This is a genomic window from Acinetobacter lwoffii, assembly GCF_022809915.1.
Lineage (GTDB): Bacteria > Pseudomonadota > Gammaproteobacteria > Pseudomonadales > Moraxellaceae > Acinetobacter > Acinetobacter lwoffii_M.
In genome coordinates, this window is the sequence record NZ_JALGQY010000003.1 from 33,701 (window position 1) to 57,470 (window position 23,770).

21 protein-coding genes are annotated in these 23,770 nt (G+C 45.6%); 14 read left to right on the top strand and 7 right to left on the bottom strand.

Annotated features, from left to right (window positions below; genetic code table 11):
* The first annotated feature begins 4 nt into the window (after positions 1 to 4).
* Positions 5 to 1,813: an allophanate hydrolase gene (atzF, locus tag MTX11_RS03055; protein ID WP_243474321.1), complete on the top strand. Its 1,809-nt coding sequence runs from the start codon at positions 5 to 7 to the stop codon at positions 1,811 to 1,813.
* The gene (locus tag MTX11_RS03060) at positions 1,810 to 2,832 is read left to right on the top strand and encodes an ABC transporter substrate-binding protein (protein ID WP_243474322.1); all 1,023 of its coding nucleotides are present in this window, start codon (positions 1,810 to 1,812) and stop codon (positions 2,830 to 2,832) included. Before atzF ends, MTX11_RS03060 begins: the two co-directional genes overlap by 4 nt.
* Before the next feature lie 89 nt (positions 2,833 to 2,921).
* Here MTX11_RS03060 and MTX11_RS03065 read toward each other — a convergent pair whose 3' ends face one another.
* The 7 genes from MTX11_RS03065 to MTX11_RS03095 all read right to left on the bottom strand — a co-directional run bounded on the left by MTX11_RS03065 (position 2,922) and on the right by MTX11_RS03095 (position 8,899).
* Complete coding sequence (locus MTX11_RS03065; protein ID WP_004280373.1) at positions 2,922 to 3,251, bottom strand: DMT family transporter; 330 nt, start codon at positions 3,249 to 3,251, stop codon at positions 2,922 to 2,924.
* Positions 3,252 to 3,259: 8 nt separating this feature from the next.
* Positions 3,260 to 4,141, bottom strand: coding sequence for a hypothetical protein (locus MTX11_RS03070; RefSeq protein WP_243474323.1), 882 nt, complete (start codon positions 4,139 to 4,141; stop codon positions 3,260 to 3,262).
* A complete protein-coding gene (locus MTX11_RS03075) occupies positions 4,138 to 5,145 on the bottom strand; it encodes an isopenicillin N synthase family dioxygenase (protein WP_243474324.1) in 1,008 nt (335 codons plus the stop codon). Before MTX11_RS03075 ends, MTX11_RS03070 begins: the two co-directional genes overlap by 4 nt.
* 77 nt (positions 5,146 to 5,222) lie before the next feature.
* Entirely contained in the window at positions 5,223 to 6,104 is an 882-nt protein-coding gene (locus MTX11_RS03080) for an ABC transporter ATP-binding protein (RefSeq protein WP_004809406.1), read from the bottom strand.
* Positions 6,104 to 7,048, bottom strand: coding sequence for an ABC transporter permease (locus tag MTX11_RS03085; RefSeq protein ID WP_243474325.1), 945 nt, complete (start codon positions 7,046 to 7,048; stop codon positions 6,104 to 6,106). Before MTX11_RS03085 ends, MTX11_RS03080 begins: the two co-directional genes overlap by 1 nt.
* Positions 7,049 to 7,293: 245 nt before the next feature.
* A complete protein-coding gene (locus MTX11_RS03090; RefSeq protein ID WP_243474326.1) occupies positions 7,294 to 8,310 on the bottom strand; it encodes a CmpA/NrtA family ABC transporter substrate-binding protein in 1,017 nt (338 codons plus the stop codon).
* A gap of 10 nt (positions 8,311 to 8,320) precedes the next feature.
* Positions 8,321 to 8,899, bottom strand: a complete 579-nt coding sequence (locus MTX11_RS03095; protein ID WP_004280362.1) for an ANTAR domain-containing response regulator — start codon at positions 8,897 to 8,899, stop codon at positions 8,321 to 8,323.
* Positions 8,900 to 9,402: 503 nt separating this feature from the next.
* Here MTX11_RS03095 and nirB point away from each other — a divergent pair.
* The 12 genes from nirB (at position 9,403) to MTX11_RS03155 (ending at position 23,611) form a co-directional block, all read left to right on the top strand.
* The gene (gene nirB, locus MTX11_RS03100) at positions 9,403 to 11,949 is read left to right on the top strand and encodes a nitrite reductase large subunit NirB (protein WP_243474327.1); all 2,547 of its coding nucleotides are present in this window, start codon (positions 9,403 to 9,405) and stop codon (positions 11,947 to 11,949) included.
* A gap of 24 nt (positions 11,950 to 11,973) precedes the next feature.
* Positions 11,974 to 13,584 carry a nitrite reductase small subunit NirD gene (nirD, locus tag MTX11_RS03105; RefSeq protein ID WP_243474328.1) on the top strand — a complete coding sequence of 537 codons (1,611 nt, stop codon included), beginning with the start codon at positions 11,974 to 11,976 and terminating at the stop codon, positions 13,582 to 13,584.
* Between the two features lie 180 nt (positions 13,585 to 13,764).
* Positions 13,765 to 16,542 (top strand): nitrate reductase, encoded by a 2,778-nt coding sequence (locus MTX11_RS03110; RefSeq protein ID WP_243474329.1) that lies wholly within the window; start codon positions 13,765 to 13,767, stop codon positions 16,540 to 16,542.
* Positions 16,539 to 17,165 (top strand): molybdenum cofactor guanylyltransferase, encoded by a 627-nt coding sequence (gene mobA, locus MTX11_RS03115; protein ID WP_180191002.1) that lies wholly within the window; start codon positions 16,539 to 16,541, stop codon positions 17,163 to 17,165. The genes MTX11_RS03110 and mobA overlap by 4 nt, the downstream gene beginning before the upstream one ends.
* A gap of 230 nt (positions 17,166 to 17,395) precedes the next feature.
* Positions 17,396 to 18,421 (top strand): GTP 3',8-cyclase MoaA, encoded by a 1,026-nt coding sequence (moaA, locus tag MTX11_RS03120; protein ID WP_005106909.1) that lies wholly within the window; start codon positions 17,396 to 17,398, stop codon positions 18,419 to 18,421.
* A gap of 2 nt (positions 18,422 to 18,423) precedes the next feature.
* Positions 18,424 to 18,690 carry a MoaD/ThiS family protein gene (locus tag MTX11_RS03125; RefSeq protein ID WP_004280351.1) on the top strand — a complete coding sequence of 89 codons (267 nt, stop codon included), beginning with the start codon at positions 18,424 to 18,426 and terminating at the stop codon, positions 18,688 to 18,690.
* 1 nt (position 18,691) lies between these two features.
* Entirely contained in the window at positions 18,692 to 19,234 is a 543-nt protein-coding gene (locus tag MTX11_RS03130; protein WP_004646997.1) for a molybdenum cofactor biosynthesis protein MoaE, read from the top strand.
* A 70-nt stretch (positions 19,235 to 19,304) separates the two neighbouring features.
* Positions 19,305 to 20,228: a bifunctional molybdenum cofactor biosynthesis protein MoaC/MoaB gene (moaCB, locus tag MTX11_RS03135; protein ID WP_004646996.1), complete on the top strand. Its 924-nt coding sequence runs from the start codon at positions 19,305 to 19,307 to the stop codon at positions 20,226 to 20,228.
* On the top strand, positions 20,225 to 21,466 hold the full coding sequence (locus MTX11_RS03140; RefSeq protein WP_243474330.1) for a molybdopterin molybdotransferase MoeA: 1,242 nt from the start codon (positions 20,225 to 20,227) through the stop codon (positions 21,464 to 21,466). The genes moaCB and MTX11_RS03140 overlap by 4 nt, the downstream gene beginning before the upstream one ends.
* A gap of 47 nt (positions 21,467 to 21,513) precedes the next feature.
* Entirely contained in the window at positions 21,514 to 22,278 is a 765-nt protein-coding gene (gene modA / locus MTX11_RS03145; protein ID WP_243474331.1) for a molybdate ABC transporter substrate-binding protein, read from the top strand.
* 6 nt (positions 22,279 to 22,284) lie between these two features.
* Positions 22,285 to 22,968 (top strand): molybdate ABC transporter permease subunit, encoded by a 684-nt coding sequence (modB, locus tag MTX11_RS03150; protein WP_004646992.1) that lies wholly within the window; start codon positions 22,285 to 22,287, stop codon positions 22,966 to 22,968.
* A 1-nt stretch (position 22,969) separates the two neighbouring features.
* Positions 22,970 to 23,611, top strand: a complete 642-nt coding sequence (locus MTX11_RS03155; protein WP_004646991.1) for an ATP-binding cassette domain-containing protein — start codon at positions 22,970 to 22,972, stop codon at positions 23,609 to 23,611.
* The last annotated feature ends 159 nt before the right edge of the window (positions 23,612 to 23,770 follow it).

A 23,770-nucleotide genomic window follows, 5' to 3' on the forward strand; every position in this document is an offset into this window, starting at 1 on the left:
AGCTGTGCACAACTTATGGACTGTACAGGACTGGCAACACGCCTACCAGAATAACAATATTCAGCTTAGTGACCTGATTGAGTATGTTGCCGGATTGAATAATGACGATCATGCCTGGATTTCAATTGCAACAGCAGCACAATTACAGGCACAAATTGATGCATTAACTGGTGCAGATAGTGCAAGCTTGCCACTTTATGGGGTGCCATTTGCAGTCAAGGACAATATTGATGTTGCAGGATTCTATACCACAGCAGCATGTAAAGAGGCAGCTTATCTGGCGACTTCCGATGCAACAGCAGTAGCCAAATTAAAAGCTGCCGGCGCGATTGTCGTGGGTAAAACCAATCTGGATCAGTTTGCGACAGGTCTGGTTGGGGTGCGCTCCCCATACGGCGCCGTGAAGAACAGCTTTAATCCTGAATATATCAGTGGCGGTTCGAGTTCGGGTTCCAGCGTGGTGGTAGCCAATGGATTAGTGCCATTTTCACTGGGTACAGATACTGCAGGTTCAGGACGTGTACCGGCAGGCCACAATAACATTGTCGGACTCAAACCGACCAAAGGCTGGTTCTCGACTACAGGCCTGATTCCGGCTTGTCGCACCATCGATGTAATTTCGATTTTTGCCTTAACGGTGGATGATGCCTGGCAGGTGGCGCAAGTCATGCAGGGCTATGATGCCAGCGATGAGTATTCCAGAACGCATCCTCAAAATGTACCGAGCCAATTTTCAAAAGGGAAAATTGCCATTCCAGATACACTGGAATTTTATGGCGATGCTGAAACTGAAAAAGCGTTTAATCTAGCGATCGCACGTGTACAAAGCTTGGGTTATATGGTTGAGCCGATTGATTTTGCTCCATTTCAGCAACTGGCGACTGCACTTTACAACCGCTCTTGGGTGGCTGAACGTACTAGTGCCGTGGAAAAAATGGTGCAACGCGAGCAGACCCATCCGGTCATTGGCCAGATTATTGCGCAGGCAGACCGGTTCAATGCGGTCGATGTCATGCAGGATGAATATGAACGTGCCCACCTGAGCCGTGTTATTCAAAATACACTGGCAGATTATGATGCCTTGATGGTGCCTACTGCACCCACCATTTATCGCATTGCAGAAGTAGAAGCCGATCCTCTGGTAAAAAACAGCCACATGGGCGCTTATACCAATTTTGTCAATTTTGCCGATCTTTCGGCTTTGGCGCTACCAAATAGCATTCGTGCTGATGGTCTTCCAACGGGTGTGACCTTTATTGCGCCAGCCTGGATGGATGAAGCACTGGCCAAATTCGGGCAAAAATGGCAGCAATCGAGCCAGTTAAAGCTAGGCACCTCTGAACTTAGCTATGAAAAAACAACTGAAATCTCATCGGATCACAGCGTCAAACTGGCTGTCGTCGGTGCACATCTAAGTAGAATGCCGCTGAACTTTCAGCTGACCACACGCAGTGGCACCCTGATCAAGCAGACCCGGACTGCTTCGCATTACAAACTCTATGCTTTAAAAAATACCACACCACCAAAACCCGGCCTCCAATACAACGCGAAAGGTTGTTCAATTGAAGTCGAAGTCTGGGACATTCCGCGTGCACTGTTCGGAGACATTGTTGCAGAAGTTCCGGCACCTTTGGGGATCGGCAATGTCCAGCTGATTGATGGTACTTGGGTCAAAGGCTTTATCTGTGAAGGCTATGCACTTGAGGATGCAACAGATATTAGTCATTTCGGTGGCTGGCGCGAATTTATGAAATCTAAACAACTTTCAAATACCAAATTTAAATGTGAATGCATAGGGGAAGTCGCAAAATGATCAAAAAAGCACTGATGTCAGTTTCCGTACTGTCTGCAATCCTTTTAAGCGGTTGTGACAATACCGCTAAAGTACCTGAACCAAATGCCAAGGCTGAAGGTACTGTAAATACTCAACCCATCCGGATTGGTTATAGCGACTGGCCGGGTTGGGTTGCGTGGCAAGTTGCGATTGAAAAAGGCTGGTTAGAGGAAGCTGGAGTCAATGCTGATTTTAAATGGTTTGACTATTCAGCCTCACTTTCAGCTTTTGCTGCCAACCAGCTGGATGCGGTCATGGTCACTAATGGTGATAATCTGGTCACTGGCTCTGGCGGGACCAAGGGCGTGATGATCATGGCGACCGATTATTCAGCTGGAAATGACGTGATTATTGCCAAGAATGGCATTAATTCGATTCAGGATCTGCGCGGTAAAACCGTAGCCACTGAAAAAGGTCTGGTCGATCACTTGTTACTGTCCACTGCACTGGATGATGCCAAAGTTGGCCTGAATGAGGTCAAACTGGTCAATACCATGACCAATGAATTGCCACAGGTTTTTGCTTCTCCCGATATTGATGCAATTGCGGTATGGCAGCCAGTAGCAAATCAGGCTTTATCTGCGGTGGCCGGTTCCAAGATTATTTTTACCTCTAAAGACAAGCCGGGGTTAATCTACGATACCTTGACCGTGAATCCTGCCCATCTGGAAGCCAATAAAGAGCAATGGAAAAAGGTGATTCAGGTTTGGGATAAAACTGTCAAATATATCAATGACCCGGCGACTCGAGAAGACGCTGCACAGATCATGTCCAAGCGGGTTGGTGTCGATGCGAAGACCTATATGCAGTTCATTGATGGCACACATTTACTGGATCTGGCCGCCAACAAGAAAGTCTTTACCAAAGGTGATGGTTTCGACTCGATCTATGGTTCCAGCTATCATGTGAACAAGTTCAATGTAGCCAACGGCATTTATACGACTGAAATGAATGTGGATGGCGTGATTGTTCCAACGCTGGTGCAAGAACTCAAATAGAGCATGCCGCCTCATTCTGGAAGGTATTCTAAACTAATAAATAATCCCCAGATTGGGGATTTTTTATTAGTCAGATGAATATTAAAAAATTAAAGCTGCGTACTTTTGGAAAAGACATTGATAAAAATAATGCCAATGATCATAAACGCCAGACCGATCAGCGCGGGAAGATCCAGTTGCTGTTTAAACACCAAGAGGCCAACCGTTGAAATCAGAATAATACCGGCACCAGACCAGATTGCATAGGCAATGCCCATCGGAATGGTTTTCATGGTCAGTGACAGGAAAAACAGGGCAACGGCATAACCGGCAATGGTGGCAAGTGAAGGCCAGAGCACGCTAAAACCATTGGAGGCCTTCAATGCAGAAGTTGCAATGACTTCTGCAATAATGGCAATCGACAGATATAAAAAAGACATATTTCTCCCTAAAACACCCGTTTTGCATGTTGCATCAGGTGATCCTGTTCTGACTTCAGCCAGATTTCAGCTTGTGTAGTCGTGGGGGTTGTATATTGAAATTGGTAATCTGGCTGGTATATATCCAGCTCAAAAATCAGGTCAATGTCGCGACCATCTAAAATGACATGCTGAACCAGACTGCTTCCATTGAGAACTTCAAAATTTTCCAGGTTAAAGAGTTTGCCTGTCTCACTGCTGCGGGTGCTGTAAGTTTTAGCTTGACCATCAGTCCCGATAGAAACTTCAAAACTTTCCACCAAGGCAAACACGGTCGGATCGACAGCTTTCAAATCCATTTGAGCTACTGCACTTTGCACTTCAGGCAAACGCGTCAGGGCATAGGCAATATGATCAGCACAAATGATCAGGCCACCATCCATTTCCAGTTCCTGACCAGATTGAACATCAAGCGCAGACTGAAGCCGCAGCCCTAAAAATAAACCGTGCTGTACCTGCTGGCGCCAGTCTTCGACATAGACATTACTTGGAGAAAATTCCAGAATGCAGTTGCCAATCGCATGTAACTTGGCCGGTTCCGGCCACTGCACATAATTCTGGTAATTGGCGTAGTCTTTCACTTCCCAGGACAAGAGTTGGCTGGCGCTATCCCAAAGGGTATTGCCAATCCAGCCTTGGCGTTCTTGAACAGCAGTTCCCGTCTGGCTTTTTAGACGCAGATCAATGGTAAAACTGCGCGACTGAAACCAGTACACAATGGTATTTTCATCAGTCAGGCCATTATAAAAACTGATGCTTTTACGCCGGAAAGCACCGTATAAAAATTCTGGAATAATCTCTGGCTGAGGGGTGGTGGGCTTTAAAGTCTTAATCACTTCAAACAGATTCATGATGCTGTCTCCGCCTGTTCTTCAAGTCCAAAAGAGGAAAGTGGTACAGCATTTTTTAAGATCAGTTCACCGCTAGCAATGCGCTGTTTTAAATATTGAAAGGTCTGGGCGGTCTGATTAAACAGATGCTCACCCCCGATCAGGGCAGAATATTTGGAATTTTCAGTGTGAATAACCGGTTCAATAACGGTGTCATAATTGCAGGCGCAAAACAGCGGGAATGAATAACGTTCTTCCGAGACCTTTTTCACGCGGTGCTTGGTGGCGAGATATTTACCATTCGACAGAATTTCCATCATGTCACCGATATTCATCACCAGGGTATTTTCAATCAGAGGAATGTCGATCCATTCGCCGGTTTTATTTAAAACCTGTAAGCCGGGCGCGGTTGGTAACAGCAAGGTAAAGCATTCGTAATCGGTATGTGCGCCAATGCCTTCGGCATCTTGCACTTCCGGATTATAGGGATAATGAATCAAGCGTAGCTGACTTGGTGCATCAGTAATTTTGCTTTCAAAAAAGTCCTCACGAACGCCCAACGCCAGTGCAAAGGCAGAAAAAATCTGCCGGCTGATCTCACGCAGATGACTATAGTATTGGCTGACAATAGACTTGAAATCCGGATGGTCTGGCCATAAGGTGGGCCCAAGTAAAGGACAGTCTTTTCTTACCCCCTGATAATCATAATTGACATCATAGGCTTCTTTTAAATCATAACTGTTGCCGGCAAACTGTTCTTCGCCAATCGGCACATAGCCACTATGGTTTTTTGATTTGTCAATATAGTGCTGCATTTTGGTGTCCAGATCCTGAGAAAAATAGGACTGGGCCATTTCAATCAGGGCTTTGGCGTAATCAGAATTAAACTGGCTACCTTGCAGATAAAGAAATCCGACTTCTTTACAGGCATGATCCAGAGCATGAGCAACTTCAATACGATCGGCTAAATCCGGACTTTGTAATTTTGAAATATCAACCAGTGGGAGTACATATTGCGCTTGCATGATAATCACCTCTAATGTTGGTCGTCCAACACAGCGATTAAAACCTTCGGGTCGTCCCAAAGGCATTTTGGATAAGATTATTTATTGCTGCTGACCTTGGTCATACGCGGAATGACCGGCAGTTCTGCCAGTGCCGGATCCAGTTCATCTTCTTCAGCATGCACCAGATAATCGACACGTTGTCTTAACTGTTTAAATTCAGGACTAAGCATGACGTCTGGATGGCGTGGACGAGGTAGATCAACTTCGATAATTTCCTTGATTTCACCCGGATTGGCTTTCAGCGCCACAATACGGTCGGCCAGTAAAATGGCTTCATCCATATCGTGGGTCACAAAAATAATGGTGATATCAATGTTTTGCCATAGGTCCATCAGGTGACGCTGCATTTTTTGCCGCGTATGTGGATCAAGTGCCCCAAAGGGTTCATCCATCAACAGGATTTTCGGTTCATTGACCAAAGCTCGGGCAATCGCGACACGCTGTTTCATCCCGCCAGACAACTCATGCGGATACTGGTTTTCATACTTTTCCAGACCAATGATATTGATCCATTCACGTGCCTGTGCTTCTGCCGCTGCACTACTTTGGCCTTTCATGCGCGGACCAAACATGACATTTTCCTTGACGGTTTTCCATGGAAACAGGGTATAGCCCTGAAACACCATGCCACGCTCCGGACTTGGGCCGGTAATTGGCTGGCCATCCACCAGAATCTCACCACTGCTATAAGGATCCAGACCGGCCACTACACGGCTAAAGGTTGACTTGCCGCAACCGGAAGGCCCAATCACACAGATGAACTCACGCTTATGAATTTTCAAATCTAGAGCATTTAAAACCGTACGTTCAGTTTTGCCATGACTGAATTTTTGTGTCAGTTGCTTCGCTTCCAAAATCACCGGACGGCTATAAATCTTGTCAAAGTATTCGCGGGTATTAAATTCAGTGTTTTGCATCAGTTAGCTCCCGATTTCCATTTAAATAAGCGTTGTCCCAGTTTCATTAAAATCACATCACACAGCAGACCAATCACCCCAATGATCAGGATCGCGGCAAAGACATTATCAAAGTTCTGATAGCGGGCTTGCTGGGTAATGAACCAGGTAATCCCGGAGGTACTGCCGATCAGTTCTGCTACGATCAGGTAAGTCCATGCCCAGCCGAGCAACACACGCAGATTACGGTAAATTTCAGGCAGGGCGGCAGGAATCACCACATGTAACAGACTTTTGAGTTTATTGGTGCCCAGAGTAAAACCGGCTTCAATCAGGCTACGATCCACCAGACGTGTGGTATTGGCAATAATCAGGATTTGCTGGAACAGGGTTCCAATCACAATAATGGCAATTTTGGGTGCATCATTAATTCCGAGAATTGCCACTGCCAGTGCACCAAAGGCCGGAGCAGGCAAATAGCGGAAGAATTCGACAAAGGGTTCGATCAGCTGGGAAATTTTATTGGAAAACCCACATAAAATACCGAGTGGAATACCAACCAAGGAAGAAATAAAGAACGCAGTAAATACCAGTTTGATACTGTGCCACAGGCTTTCATGAAACCAGGGTGCATTGGCCTGAGCAGGCTCCGTGGTAAAGGCCGTGACCAGTGCAATCGCAACTTCATGTGGTGCAGGCAGATAAATCGGGTTGACCAGAATACCCTGCGGCGGAGCCAGACCCTGATCTACCGCAGACTGAGCAGCAGAAAAAAACTGGTCTTTATCAATACGACTTTCGACCTGTAAATAGGCAACACTACCTGAATCAGTAATCTGGACTTGTGGATGCCAGATAAATGGCAAGTAGCTGACTGCACACCAAATTAAAATTGGTATTAAAAAAGACCCCAAGCCAAACAGCAATTTATTTCTTTGACTGAGTTCACGTGCAACGTAACTCATAGTGTTGCCCCTCAATATTACAATTTTTATAAAACGTAATACTGATTAAGCAAAATGGATGCCATTTCATCCCAAATCCTGAAATGACTTTAAAAAGGACTTATTTTTATAGCAAAATTAGCAGACAACTCTTAATCATATTCAAGAAGTTAGATCAGAATGCAGAGATTTTTTAATCATTTTCTGGAAAATAGACTCAATGAAAAAGACCTGAAAAATCAGGCCTCTTTTTTCAGTAACATCATTTAGCCAATAATGTCTGCATGCTGGCTTTGCAAACTATAGATGCACTGTTCTGCAATCTGTTTTTTCTCGGCTACGGTCATTTCAATATCTTCCCATTTCTGCATCTGCTGCAGAAGCCAGATAAAATCATCGACTTTCGGTTGGGCACTTTTCCCAACAAAATTCCGGATAATATTCTTGATCTTGTAAAAGTCATAGACATGCCGCTGGGCGGAACATTCAAACTGAATAATCTGATAATCGACTAACATGTCCCATACTTCTGATAAATCACTGCGCTGCTTTAAATCATCCTGCGCTTTTTGTACTGCCTTGACCACTGCCTCTACAGTAAATGGATGCTGTTCTGCCCATTCCTGGGTCATGGCCAAGACTTTATCGGCAACTTTTGGAATCACATTCTGGCTCGCCGCAACGATAAAGCTATAGCCTTCAAGTTTGGCCTGAATATTCCAGGGTTCTCCCACACAAAAACCATCGAATACTTGTTCCGAAATTCCTTTTACCATGGAAGGCGGTGGAGAGGTCATCAGCTGGATATTCTTGGCCAGTTGTGGATCAGTCAGCGCCAACCATTCTTTTAAACAGTAATGGTGAATTGAATATTTATAAACATAGGCCAGATTGATGGAATGATTCTGTTGTAAAGCCTGTACCAGTTTCTTTGAGGTATTCTGTTCATCATCCCCAGGCTGGATGCCGAGTTCATAGCACAAATCCTGGCGCAGGCTAATAAAAGCCTGATTCACGCTCAGTACTAGAGGGGTTTGCAAAGCCACCTGTAACTGGTCTGTACCCAGGGCAGCAGCGGGCAGCATGGCAGACAAGCAATGTGCAGCATCCAGAAAGCCATAGGCCAGACGGTCACGCAAACTTGACCATGAGGCTTCGCGGATTAAATTGATGGTTAATCCTTGCTCGGCAAAATACCCCTGTTTTTCGGCCCAGAGAATGGCAACACAATCAAGTAAAGGAATATAGCCAATATTGAGTTCAGTTTTTTCTAATGTGGACATATGCTTTTCCTTATTGGCCCAGTAACAGCTTTTGTGCATCCAGTAAGCGTCTGGCCATTTCACCAATGGTAATCCGGTGACTCATGGCATTTTTACGCAATAAAGCAAAGGCTTGTTCTTCCGTTAAGGCATGCAGCTGGATGAGCAGCGCTTTGGCTTTATCGATATCTTTACGATCAATCAGCTTGTCCTGAGTTTCTTTTAAATCATTCAGCAGCTTTTTATGCTTGCGAAACTGTTCAATTGAAATTTCCAGAATGCTTTCTAGTTTGGTGGGATCAATACCATCGACAATATAAGCCGTGATTCCGGCATCAATCGCACTTTTGATGGTGTCTTTATTGGAGTTCTGGGTAAACAGCACGGTCGGAAGTTCATATTGGCTGACACAGCTTTCAATAATATCCCGATGCGGATGATCCATATTCAGCAGGATCACATCTGCATGAATACCCTTAACATGTACCATATTCAGGTCATTCAGGATTAAACAGGCCACCACCTGAAAATCATGTGAAAGTAAGGATTCCTGGATGAATTGGGCGCGCTCCAGATCATCATCAATAAGAGCAATTCGTAATTTGGACATGGAATATTTTCAAGTAAGGCCTAAGGAATATTCAAGCAGGAGTAAAGCAAAAAACATGCCATTAAATTGGTGCATAAAATTCTATTTTTCTGCTCAATTTAGTGCACAGCTTTAGAGATTTCAGCTGATGGCTGATCAAAATGAAGCGTTTAGGTAGATCATCTGCCTGAAATAAGGCGTTTTCTTATTGGAAAAGTTGGCACGATTTCTGCATTTATTAAATCGTCAAAGATGACTTTCAATACTAACAACGGCCAACGATGTCCGTTCTGATCGTAATTGCACTTTCAAGGAGTGTGATTGGTATTTCGTTCAGCACAGGATAAATGACATGGTCAGTTGTTCAGCAATACAAAACGCACAAGCGTTTCAACCCTTCCTCCAGCATTACAAAGCGCTGGGTTGCGGTATTTACAACATATTCAATCAGCAGACATATCAATGCCTAGACGTGATATGCGGCTTTTTATCATCTTTAAAAAAACAATAGTTGGAGTGCAGATATGAAAATTCTCATGATTGGGCATGGCATGGTGGGGCATAAATTCATCGAATCTGTACTGGAACAGGCCGGTGATGACATTGAGCTGACCATTTTGGCAGAAGAGCCACATTTAGCTTATGACCGGGTACATTTGACCGAATATTTCAGCGGCAAGTCGGTCAAGGATCTGAGTCTGTGTCGTAGTGATTTTGCCGATGCTTATGGCATTGATTTGCGACTTAATACTAAAGCGGTTGAAATTGATCAGCTCCATAAAACCGTCACCACCAGCCAGGGTGATGTGCTGAGTTTTGACAAGTTGATTCTCGCTACCGGTTCTTATGCCTTTGTGCCACCAATCCCGGGCAATGACCGTCAGAATTGCTTTGTTTATCGTACCATTGAAGATCTGGATGCCATTCGTGCAGCCAGTCTGAATGCCAAAACTGGCGTAGTGATTGGCGGCGGCTTGCTAGGGCTGGAAGCAGCGAAAGCCCTGCGAGATCTGAATCTGGAAACCCATGTCGTAGAATTTGCTCCGCGTCTGATGGCGGTGCAGATTGATGATCTGGGCGGCCGGGTACTGCGCTCTAAAATTGAAGACCTTGGTGTCAAGGTACATACTCAAAAGGCCACGTCAAGTATTGAAGATGGTGACAGCACTCAGCATGTAATGAAGTTCGGAGATGGTTCCGTGCTCGAAACCGATATCATCCTGTTCTCGGCCGGTATTCGTCCGCGTGATGAACTGGCGCGCCAAAGTGGTCTACTGATTGGTGAGCGTGGCGGCATCATCATTAATGATTATTGCCAGACCTCACATCCGGACATTTATGCCATTGGTGAATGTGCACTTTGGGACAATAAAATTTATGGTCTGGTTGCACCGGGCTATGACATGGCGCGTATCGCGGCGAAACATGTACTGGGCCAAGAGAGTCATGCATTCGCTGGCGCCGACATGAGCACCAAACTCAAACTGATGGGTGTGGATGTTGCTTCTATTGGTGACGCACATGCCATGTCACCTGGTGCCTTGAGCTATTTCTATGCTGATGAAGCCGCGCAGGTTTATAAAAAAATCGTGGTGTCAGCAGATAAGGCCAAGCTGCTGGGCGCGGTGCTGGTGGGCTGTGCCAAAGAGTATAGCGATCTTTTACAAATGATGCTGAATGGTCTGGCTGTACCGGAACAACCGGAAAGCCTGATCATGCCGGGCTTTGATCAGTCGACCTCCAAATCGGGTGGCAGTGGCATCGATTTGTTGCCTGACAGTGCGACCATCTGTTCCTGTAATAATGTTTCCAAAGCTGATATCTGTTCAGCCATTGATGGCGGTGCAACTTCATTGGGTGCATTGAAAAAATGCACGCAGGCTGCAACAGCGTGCGGTGGCTGTGCGCCACTGGTAACGCAGGTTCTCAAATCTGAATTACAGCGTCAGGGTGTCACGGTGAACAATCACCTGTGTGAACACTTTGCCTATTCACGTCAGGAACTGTATCACCTGGTTCGTGTGCATGAGATCAAGACATTCTCTGACCTGATTCAGCAACATGGGCACGGCATGGGCTGTGATATCTGCAAACCGACTGTAGCCAATATTCTGGCATCCTGCTGGAATGATTTTGTTCTGAAACCAAGTCATGCCGGTTTGCAGGATAGCAACGACTACTACCTCGGCAATATCCAGAAAGATGGTTCCTATTCGATTGTGCCACGTGTGGCAGGCGGCGAGATTACCCCGGATGGTCTGATTACCATCGGTCAGATCGCCAAAGATTATGGTCTATATACCAAAATCACGGGCGGACAACGAATTGACATGTTTGGTGCGCAGGTACATCAACTGCCTGAAATCTGGGAAAAACTGATCAATGCCGGTTTCGAGTCCGGACATGCTTACGGCAAATCCTTACGTACGGTGAAATCTTGTGTGGGTAGTACCTGGTGCCGTTTTGGAGTCGATGATTCTGTCGGCTTGGCGATTTTTCTGGAGAACCGTTATAAAGGCCTGCGTTCACCACATAAAACCAAAATGGCAGTATCCGGCTGTACCCGTGAATGTGCAGAAGCACAGAGCAAGGATGTCGGTGTCATTGCCACCGAAAAAGGCTGGAATCTATATGTATGCGGCAATGGCGGCATGAAACCGCGCCATGCTGAACTGCTCGCTTCGGATCTGGATACTTCCACCCTAATCAAATATATCGACCGCTTCTTTATGTTCTATATCCAGACGGCGGACCGTCTGCAGCGCACCAGCGTATGGCGTGACAATATGGAAGGCGGTCTGGACTATCTGAAAGATGTCATTGTGCATGATTCACTAGGCATTGCTGCTGAACTGGAAAACCGTATGCAGCATGTGATTGGCACTTATCAGGATGAATGGCGCACCGCGATTGAAGATCCTGAAGTACGCAAACGCTTTAAGACTTTTATTAATGCCAAAGCAGCCGAGCAGAATGACCCGCATATTCAGTTTGCACCTGTACGTGGCCAGATTCGTCCAAAGACAGAAGCTGAACGTGATCTAAACCGTATTCCAGTGGTTGAAGCCTAAATACCATAGTCAGGGAGAATGAAAATGACAATTTTAAAAGACATGAACGAACTGAACTGGTACGAAGTCTGCCATCTAGATGAGATCACCCCGAATACCGGTGTTGCAGCCCTGATTGAAGACCAGCAGATTGCAATTTTTCGCGTGGGTCAGGAACAACGGGTTTATGCACTCAGCAATCAGGATCCGTTTAGTCTGGCCAATGTCATGGCACGTGGCATTCTGGGGGATCTGCAAGGTGAGCGTGTAGTCGCATCCCCAATTTACAAGCAGCATTTCAGTTTGGTGACCGGTCGTTGTCTGGAAGAACAAGAGCAGAAATTACTGGTATTTCCAACCCGAATTGAAAATGGCAAAGTGCTTGTCAGTCCAACTCCACAAAAGACCTATATTTCAAGTAATGGTCAAAACACAGAGCGTTTAAAACTGGTACTGATCGGAAATGGACTGGCGGGTATGCGCTGTCTGGAAGACTTGCTGGATATGGCGCCAGATCGTTATGACATTACCGTGATTGGGGAAGAGCCATGGGGCAATTACAACCGGATCATGTTGTCACCGGTATTGTCTGGTGAGAAAAGCTTTGCCGAAATTATGCTGCATTCAGCCGACTGGTATGCTGAAAAAGGCATTCGATTCATTGCTGGAGATGCTGCCATCGCTATCGACCGTTCGCGTAAACAGGTCCACACCCAAAAAGGCGAAGTCGTTGCTTATGATCGTCTGATTCTCGCCACTGGTTCCAAACCCTTCATGCCACCTATTCCGGGTGCTGAACTTGAAGGCGTGATTAGCTTCCGGGATATTCAGGATGTTAACCGCATGCTGGATTACTGCAAAACCAAGCAAAATGCCGTCGTGATTGGAGGTGGGTTGCTGGGTCTAGAAGCAGCTTATGGACTGAAGCAGCAGGGGATGAATGTAACTGTGCTGCATCTGATGGACCGTATTATGGATCGTCAACTGGATATGAAAGCCAGTCAAATGCTGAAAAAATCAATTGAAGATAAAGGCATCCGAATCATCACTGAAGCCAACACCGAAGAGCTGCTCGGTATTGATGGTCACGTGACTCAACTGCGACTAAAAGACGGGACAGTGCTGGATGCCGATTTGGTGGTCTTCGCCGTCGGGATTCGACCAAATAAAACCCTGGCTGAACAGGCTGGTCTGCGCTGCAATCGTGGGGTGCTGGTGAATGACACCATGCAAACCTATGACCCGAGTATTTATGCAGTGGGTGAATGCATTGAGCATCGTGGCCAGACCTTTGGACTGGTTGAGCCATTATGGGGACAGGCCTTTATCTGCGCGACGCATCTGGCTGAACATGGCCGACTGACCTTTAAGGCACCGACTGTTCCGACCCAGCTTAAGGTCAGTGGATGTGATGTCTTCTCGGCAGGCAATTTCGAACCGCAGGATGATTTTGAAGATATCGTGCTGAATGATGAAAAACGTCAGATCTATAAACGGATCATTATTCAGCAGGACAAAGTCATTGGTGCAGTGCTATTTGGCGATACCGAAGATGGGGCTTGGTATGCAGAACTGATTGCGGACCAGACACCAATTAGTAATATCCGCAGCAAACTGCTTTTTGGTCGGGATTTTGCATTAAAAAAGGCAGGGTAATCGGATCAATCTCCCAACCCCTCTTCAAACAAGAGGGGAACCTCTCTCCTTTATTAAAGGAGGGTTGGGGAGGATTAAAGCTTTTAAGACATAGAAAAAATTTAAATCAAACCTGTAAAAGCTAGATATCAGCGTTTTGGTGAAACACGTGAATTTGGATGATTAAGGAGCGCAGCAGCAATGAATAGTATTCCGGTTATGGAACTACATAGCTCTACTGAATCCCAAATAAAAACCACTCAGACGACCTGTCCTTATTGTGGAGTAGGCTGTGGTGTCATCGCGCACGTAAGCCAAACCCCTATGGGTGAAAAGGTTCAGGTTGAAGGCGATGTTCAGCATCCTGCGAACTTGGGCAAGTTGTGTATTAAAGGCAGTCATCTCGCCGATACACTTAGTCTAAAAACCCGACTTCTGCATCCGATGACTGGTCGAAAAGAACAGCGGCAAATAAGCACTTGGGATCATGCCATTTCAAGTATTGCCAATAAATTTCAGCAATGTATTGATCAGTATGGGCGCGACAGCATCGCCTTTTATGTCTCTGGCCAGCTTTTAACTGAAGACTATTATGTGGTGAACAAGTTTGTAAAAGGCTATCTCGGTACTGCCAATATTGATACCAATTCAAGACTGTGCATGTCATCTGCTGTGGCAGCGCATAAACGGGCTTTTGGCGAAGATCTGGTGCCGGCCAGCTATACAGATTTTGAGCAGACAGAAATGGTGGTTCTGGTCGGTTCCAATACCGCCTGGTGCCATCCGGTGCTTTATCAGCGCATCATGAAAGCCAAGGAAGAGCGGGATTTATTTGTGGTAGTGATTGATCCACGCTTTACTGCAACCTGTGAAGCGGCAGATTTACACTTACCTATTTTACCAGGTCAGGATGTCGCGCTGTTTAATGGCCTGTTACAGTATCTTCAGCAAAATGGCTATACTGATCTGGATTTTGTTACACAACATACCCAAGGTCTGGAGCAGGCGCTTGCCAGCAGCTCGACAGAGTCATCGATTGAAAGCGTGGCAAGACGTACCGGTATTGCTATTGAAAAATTAATCTTATTTTTTCAAAAATTTGCCCAGACCGAAAAAATTATGAGCCTGTTTTCCATGGGCGTAAACCAATCCTCCCAAGGCGTAGACAAGGCCAATAGCATTATCAACTGTCATTTATTGACAGGAAAAATAGGCAAACCCGGTTCGGCACCTTTTTCCATGACCGGACAACCGAATGCGATGGGCGGACGGGAAGTCGGTGGGCTGGCCAATATGCTGGCCAGTCATCTGGATTTGGATAATCCGCAGCATCAGCAACTGGTGCAGGATTTCTGGCAAAGCCCGGTCATCGCCCGGCAGCCCGGATTAAAAGCGGTAGATTTATTTAAAGCGGTGGAAAGCGGGAAAATCAAGGCCATCTGGATTATGGCCACCAATCCGATCGTGAGTTTGCCCGATGCAGATCAGGTTAAACGCGCTCTGGAGAAGTGTGAATTTGTGGTCGTTTCCGATATTTGTCTCGACACCGATACCACGCAATATGCCGATGTACTGTTACCGGCATTGGGTTGGGGCGAAAAAGATGGCACAGTCACCAATTCGGAGCGCCGTATTTCCCGGCAAAAGGCTTTTTTGCCGGCTCCGGGTGAAGCCAAAGCAGACTGGTGGGCCATTTCTCGGGTGGCTCAGGTCTTAGGTTTTCGCGGTTTTGACTTTAGCAATAGCCATGACATTTTTCTGGAACACGCCCGTTTATCTGCCTATCAGAATAGTTCACTTTCGCAACGCGCAGATACACCCAATTTTCGCTATTTCAACCTGCAAGGTTTAACTCATCTCGGTTTTGCGGAATATCAGAATCTGGCATCGATCCAGTGGCCGGTTTGGGATAAGCAAGAATTTCATCAGGTTGGTCAACTATTTAGTCAAGGCCAGTTTAGTCATGTAGATAGCAAAGCCAGATTGGTGCCGACGATTGCAGCCGATCCGGTACATGCTATTTCTGCTGAATATCCTCTGATTCTAAATACCGGACGCATTCGTGATCAATGGCACACCATGAGCCGTACCGGATTATCTGCCAGTTTGTCCCAGCATCGTGCCGAGCCTTATTGTGAGCTGCATCCGCACGATGCGCTAAAATATGGCCTGAAAGATGCCGAGCTGGTCGAGGTGAAATCGGCTTGGGGAAGTTGTGTACTCCGTGTGCAATTTTCACAAAATATGCGACGTGGCCAGATTTTTGCACCGATTCACTGGAACGACCAGTTTGCGTCCGATGCGCGGATTGGCAAAGTGGTGAATCCGGTGGTTGACCCGATTTCCGGCGAGCCAGAGTTTAAGCATACTCCAGTGATGATCCAGCCATTTTATACCCAGTGGCAGGGCGTGCTGTATGTGCGGGAAGGCTTTGAGCAGCAGATCCAGACCATGATTGAAAATATGGTGTGGTGGAACAAAATTCAAACCACTCAGGCCATCCGTTATGAACTGGCAGACCGGCGCAGGTTTTCTGACATCACCGGGCAGATCAAGAGCCTGTTAGCCTTTGATGATGAAAGCTTTGAATGGCTGAATCTCGAAGATCAAACGGCGCATATCAGTCATAGTGTGGTGCTTCAGGATGGCCAGTTAATTGCCAGTTTTTATATCGCACCGGCGGCATTATTGCCAGATCGTGACTGGGTGGCAGGCCTGTTTAGACGTGAACGTCTGAGTGCATTACATCGTAAAGCATTGCTGGCAGGTCAGGCCATGTCGATGGGAAATAGTGAAGGGCCATTAGTCTGTAGCTGTTTTAAGGTCGGCAAGAACCGAATTATTCAAACCATTAAAGATAAAAATATCACGCATGAAAAACAGGTGACTGCATGTCTAAAAGCCGGAGGAAATTGTGGTTCATGTTTGCCAGAAATTAGAGGCCTGATTAAAGCCTGCCAGACGGAGTACATAGAATGAAAAGAAGAGTGATGAAGACGGTGTCTTATCCGGAAACTGATGTGGTGATCCTGGCCGGAGGTTTAGCGCGGCGCATGAATGGCATCAATAAATTGCTGCACAAATTTGATGATGAAATCCAGCTCATTAAAATCCATCAGCAGTTGAAGTCCCGGGCAAGCAAAGTTTGGGTCAATAGTCATCGGGATCATTCCATTTATAAACGGATGATTCCTTCGATCGACTTTTATCAGGACGATGAACCCGGTTTTCATGGACCATTGATGGGCATGAAGAGTGCCTGGTCACATGTACAATCTGATTATGTGCTGTTCGTACCTTGTGACGTGACCTATATTCCCAAAAAGGTCATTTCACGTTTACATCAGGCTCTGCAACGACATTCTTTATGTGAAGTGGCGGTAGTTGAAATCAATGAAAAGGCATTGTTTCCATTCTGTCTGATGAAACGCAGCAGCTTACCCACGCTTATACAACATCTTGAAAATGATCAGCACAGTTTAAAACTCTGTTTTGCTGACATGCATATGCAGCGGGCAAGTTTTAAAAATCGTGCCCTGTTTTTCCACAGTATTAATTCATTTGACGAGCTACAGCAGCATCAACAGCTTAACTTTCTCTAGCGTTTAAAATGCTAAAAGCCGAATCATTATATTCTGGCTCACCAAAATATTGCTTTTTTTATTTTTCGAACAAAATTTCGGACTAAAAAAGAACAAATATTATCCATTAATATTATTTAAAAATAAATTTGTGCAAAGTTGGAACACTTATTGCTCATTCATTGTGAAGCAATAGGGCAGTAAATCAAGACTGTTAAATAACCGTGCAGATCTCATCATGGACCGCAGCAATGAACAGCATGAAAGTTTTAGCATCTCGCAGTATCTTTCAGGATCAGTTTGGACGCCAGAAACGTAAGTTGCGGATCTCGGTGACTGACCGTTGTAATTTCAAATGCAGCTATTGCATGCCTGAACATCCGGAATGGATGAATAAAAAAGATTTGCTCAGTTTTGAAGCCCTGTATGCTTTTTGCGAGTTTATGGTGCGACACGGGATTGAGCAGATCCGGGTGACGGGGGGCGAACCGTTGATGCGCCAAGGCATCGTTCATTTTATTGCCCGCTTACAGACGCTGAAAGCCTTTGGCCTTAAACGTATTTCCATGACCAGCAATGGCCATTATTTAAAAGATTATGCCCAGCCGCTTAAACAGGCAGGACTGGACGACCTGAATATCAGTCTGGACAGTCTTGATCCAAAGCAGTTTCAGCAACTGACCCAAAAACAGTTACAGCCTGTACTTCAAGGTATTTCTGCCGCGCAGCAGGCAGGGTTGTCCGTCAAGATAAATAGTGTGCTCATCAAAGGCATCAATGACAATCAGATTATTCCTCTCGTAAAATGGGCACAGTATCAGGCTGTAGAACTGCGTTTTATTGAGTTTATGCCCCTCGATGGCGATCAGAAATGGAATCCGTCTGATGTCATCAGTGAGCAGGATATCCTGGATCAACTGAAAACTGAATTTGATGTCCAGGTATCTCAAGGACAAGGCGCCAATCCAGCCCGTGGCTATTTGGTCAATGGGCAGCCTTTGGGGATTATTTCCACCATTACCCATTCATTTTGCAGTGATTGTGACCGTCTGCGCCTCAATGCCCAAGGTGAATTTTATAACTGTTTATTTGCCAGACAAGGCCTGAACCTTAAGGCAGATATCGAACAACTGGCGCTGGATCATTTCGCCACACAGACATTTCAGCACAAGCTCCACGCTTATATCTGGCATAAAGAGGCCGGCTTCCATGCGATCCAGCAATCACCAATACAAAAGCCGATCCGAAAAATCAGCATGCACAGCATTGGAGGGTAAATATGTCACTCACTCAGCAAAAATTAATTCATATCAAAATAGAAGCCTTCGGTGCGATTGAACGACAAATTCCCGCAGATTTAAATTTGCAATGCGAGTCTGAAATTCATGTTTCTGAAGTCCTGAACCAGTTGCTATCCCTCTATCCCGATATACAGCCCATGCTGGAACGTTGTGCCTGTGCAATCGGTGAAGACATTATTTCCAGACAGAATGTTTTAAATCGTGACAGTACGCTGGTGCTGTTATCGCCGGTAGCAGGAGGCTGAGATGCAACTCAAGTCACTAAAACAATTTGCCCGAATCCAGCAGACTGCTTTTAGTCTGGAGGATTTTGATGGTATCCAGCATTTTCCGGAATGTGGTGGAATCGGCATCTTTGTCGGAACAGTACGTAACCATCATCAGGGGAAAGCTGTGCGTGCCCTGAAATATACCGCCTATGCGCCTGTGGCTGAAAAAATGATTCGTGAAATTGAACAGCAGATCCAGATCAAATACCAGGTGTCTTATGTGCGGGTAGTGCACCGTATTGGTGAGCTGGAGGTTGGGGAAACAGCCATTATTGCTATGGCTTATGCGGCCCATCGTCGTGAGGCCTTCGCTGCCTGTGAGGAAGCTGTGGAACGGGTGAAGCATGAGGTTCCGGTCTGGAAAGAAGAGTTTTATCTGGATGGTAGCAGCCAGTATGTGGAAGGCTGTTGTATTCGAAAAGATCATGGACCTGAAACTAATCACTCTCATCATGCAGAAGAAGCGCATTGTCACCATCACCATGTAGCAGAACACGCTTGCCAATCACCATCTAATTAAATGCGTCCAATGAGGATGCATAAGATGAATCACTTTAAAACAGATTTTAAAAATTAGCCTGGGATGAATCATGAAAAATGTAGGGATGAAAGCAGAAAGTTACCGTACAGCAATTGCCACTGGAATCCTGCATGCACCGCCACATTGCATTGAGCTGCTACGTAATGGCAATACTGAAAAAGGTGATGCCCTGAAAACAGCACGCATTGCCGGCATTCTAGGTGCCAAACGGACCGATGAGCTGATTCCATTGTGCCATCCATTACCGATTTATCGTGCCGATGTGGAATATGAACTGTGTGATGCACATGTCGAAATTATTGCTACTGTTGAAACCATTGGACCAACTGGTGTGGAAATGGAAGCTTTGACAGCGGTCAGTCTGGCAGGTCTGACCTTGTATGACATGCTGAAGCCGCATTGTGAACCGGAAGATTTGTCGCTGGATCAATGCAGGTTGCAGCAGAAAAAAGGCGGAAAATCACATTTTACCCGCGTACTTAAAGAGAGTCTGTCCGCTTCGGTTATTGTGCTGTCCGATACGGTTGCAGCAGGCAAAAAGCCGGACACTGCCGGACAAAACGTAATGGAAATTTTAAAAGAAGCCAATTTTGATTCTATTAGTTATCAGGTTATTCCCGATAGCCCAGAACAGCTCTTGACCCTGATTGAACAGCAGAAAAATCAGTATCCGCTGATTCTAACTGTGGGCGGTACTGGCTTAGGTCCTAAAGACCTGACCGTCGAAACCCTACAACCTTTGCTGCAACGGGAAATTCCCGGTTTAATGGAAGCTTCACGTAGTTTTGGGCAAAAACGTACCCCTTATGCAGCATTAAGTCGTGGCGTGGCTGGCTATATTGAGAACAGTCTGGTGATGACCCTACCGGGAAGTCGTCAGGGTGCGAAAGAATCTCTGATCGCGGTACTTCCGGCTTTGGTGCACTTGTTTGATGTGCAAAAAAATATCCCACATGCGGGGGGCTATCAATGAATCAGGCAATATCGCATTCAGCCTGCGGTGCTGAGCCGGGACTGATTTCTGTTGATCAGGCACTACAGATGATACTTGAGCAGACGAATGTCTTGGCAACTGAAAGCCTGCCGCTTGTTCAGACTCTGAATCGCTATCTGGCAAAAGCGATTGATTCGGCTATTCCATTGCCGCTGTTTTCACAAAGTGCTGTAGATGGCTACGCGCTTTGTAGTGCAGAAAATGTTAGTGCTCACAGCACTTTTGAACTCATTGGAGAGATTCGGGCAGGGCAAAGTACTGAAATTGAACTGCGGCCAGGTCAGGCGGTCCGGATTTTTACCGGTGCCAGGATTCCAGCAGGAACTACAACGGTCGCCCGTCAGGAAATTGTCAAATGCCATGCCAATCAAATCATTATTACAACAGACCTAAAGCCTCATACGGATATACGTGATGCAGGCGAGGAAATCGCACAAGGGCAGCGTCTGGCAGATGCAGGTCAAAAACTGCATGTAGGTGCAATTGCAGCTTTGAGCATGGCAGGCGTAAAGCAGGTTTCAGTCTATCGTTATCCTAAAATTGCTGTTGTGATTACTGGAGATGAAGTCGCTTCCAGCATTGAAGACCTGAATTCCGGAAAAATCTTTGACGCCAATGCTCCACTGATTCAGGCCTGGTTTCAATCACAGGGTCAAAACGTAGATATTCTGCATGTTTCAGATAATGAGTATGAGCTGCAAACGTTAATACATCGTCTTAAAAACCAATACGACTTCATATTGACCACAGGCGGGGTTTCGGTGGGTGATTATGATTTCATTCGTCCTGTTGCCCTGGAGCAAGGTTTTGAGCAGATTTTCTGGAAAGTGAAGCAGAAGCCCGGAAAACCGATGTTATTTGCCAAGTATCGTCGAGATGATCAAGGTTACTGTTATCTCTTGGGTTTGCCGGGAAATCCGGCTGCTGTGTATGTCGGGATGCAAATCTATACGGCAACTTTACTGAATGCCTTACAAGGGCAAAAGCAGTCACCTGCATGGCTTAGTGCGGTAATGACATATGATTTGAAAGCGGATGCACGTGAACGTTTTTTAAGAATGGCTGCAGAATTTGATCAGGGTACTTTAAAGCTCAAAAGCCTGGCGAAACAGCAGTCGCATATGTTGAGTAATCTGATGCAGGCCAATTGTCTGGTACGTATTCCGGCAGCAACAGAAATCCAAGCCGGGCATGTGGTACAAGGTTTACTGATTTGAAATGCCTGTCGCAATTCTCAATATTCGAATCACATAGAATGAGAAAGATGGATTTATTCAAAGTTCTACTCACTGGCGTGCTGTTGACTAGCCCCATGCTGTATGCCGAAACAGTTAAAATATATGCCGCAGCCAGCCTGACCAATGCGATTACTGATATTTCCAGACTATATGAGCAACAGCATCGGGACATCCAGATCGTTCCGGTTTTTGCTGCGTCTTCGGTATTGGCGAAACAAATTGCGGCGGGAGCCAGCAATGATCTATTTTTCTCTGCAGACCTGGACTGGATGAATGATCTGATCAAGAAACAAAAAATTCAGATCGGTCAGATTCGACCTTTGCTTTTGAATGAACTCGTATTGATTAGTCCTATTCAGCAAAAAAATCATTTTAAAATGTCAGCCGACTTTAATCTTGCTAAAGCCTTTCAAGGCTATCTATGTACCGGACAAATGGAATCGGTGCCTGCCGGAAAATATGCCAAGCAAAGCTTAACCCGGCTAGGGTGGTTGAATCCGCTTCGGGGCAGAATAGTCGGTACGGATAGCGTTCGTTCAACCTTGGCTTTTGTAGAACGTGGCGAATGTCAGGTCGGCATTGTGTATAGAACTGATGCCTTGATGAGTAAAAAAGTTAAAATTTCAGGAGTATTTCCAGCCAGTACACATCGTCCGATTGTGTATCCAATCGCTTTAACCCGGCAGGGCCAGAAAAATCAGGCAGCAGTCCAATTTTCTGAATTTATCCAGACGAGTCCAAGGGCCAGGCAGATTTTCCAGAAATATGGTTTTAAGCTTAAGGTAGGCTAACTGCTCATGCTTACACCAGAAGAACTGAGTGCCTTAGCGCTTTCAGCCAAAGTAGCGGGCTTTGCCACAGCGGTGTGTCTGCCATTTGCTATCGCCGTAGCATGGTTACTGGCGCGTTATGAATTCAGGGCCAAATTTCTTGTAGAGGCGATATTGCAGATGCCCATGGTGCTACCGCCGGTGGTACTGGGGTATCTTCTGCTCCTGCTGTTTGGTCATCAGGGGATGTTAGGGCAATATCTGCATGCATGGGGAATTCAGCTGATATTTAACTGGAAAGGTGCGGTACTGGCAGCAATCATTGTGGCATTTCCTTTAATGGTACAACCGATTCGTTTGTCTTTTCAAATGATCAACCGGCAATTAGAACAGGTGGCAGGATCTCTAGGCGCTGCACCATGGCGGGTATTCTGTAGCATTAGCCTGCCTCTGGCTTTGCCTGGAATTTTAATCGGTAGCATTTTATGTTTCAGCCGCAGTCTGGGAGAATTTGGTGCCACCATTACCTTTGTTGGCAATATTCCAGAAGAAACCCGCACGATTCCCATCGCCATTTATAGCCTGTTACAACAGCCTGATGGAGAAAGTATGGCTATGCGTTTGGTCATTTTATCTCTGATTCTGGCTTTTTCAGCCTTGATTGCAAATTACTGGATCATGCAGAAGTATCAACGTAAATTGGAGGGCTAAGATGCTGAAGTGTGATTTTCAGTTTAATTACGCAAATTTCCAGCTACAGGCCAGTCTGGATATGCAGACGCAGTTGATTGGTATCGTCGGAGCATCAGGAAGTGGAAAAAGCACCTTTTTAAAAAATATTGCAGGGCTATTAAGACCTTCACAAGGCTTTATTCATTTCCAGCAAAAAATATTATTTGATCATCAGCAGAAACTGAATATTCCTGTTCATCAAAGAAAAATTGCCCTGATTTTTCAGCAAGCCTTGCTGTTTCCGCATCTGAATGTCATGCAGAATTTAAAATATGCAGAACAGCTAAATATAAAAAATAAAGGTCAGCAGAAATTTATGTTTGAAGACATTGTGGAGCTACTCGAATTAAAGGCTCTGCTTCGGCATCGGGCGCATCAGCTTTCTGGTGGACAGGCACAGCGCGTTTCTATCGGTCGTGCACTTTTATCTTCTCCCGACCTATTACTTTTGGATGAGCCTTTAAATGGACTGGATCAAAAGCTGAAAAACCAGATTTTACCTTTTCTGAAAATTGTGATTCATCAAACAGATTTACCCATGATTTATGTGACTCATCATGTAGATGAAGTGGCGTATTTACAGGCACAACTGCTGCATTTTGAAAAGGGAAAAATTATTTGATCCAGCCCTGCACCGATTTAAACCAGCAATGACTCCGGGCAGGTCATCCTATCGCTGTTTTGCTCATAATTTCTCAGAAGATATCTATTTTTCTCTCTATTTTTAAGAAAGAAAAGTCTAAATTTGAAAGTGAAATAAAAATTATTTTATATAAAAGAA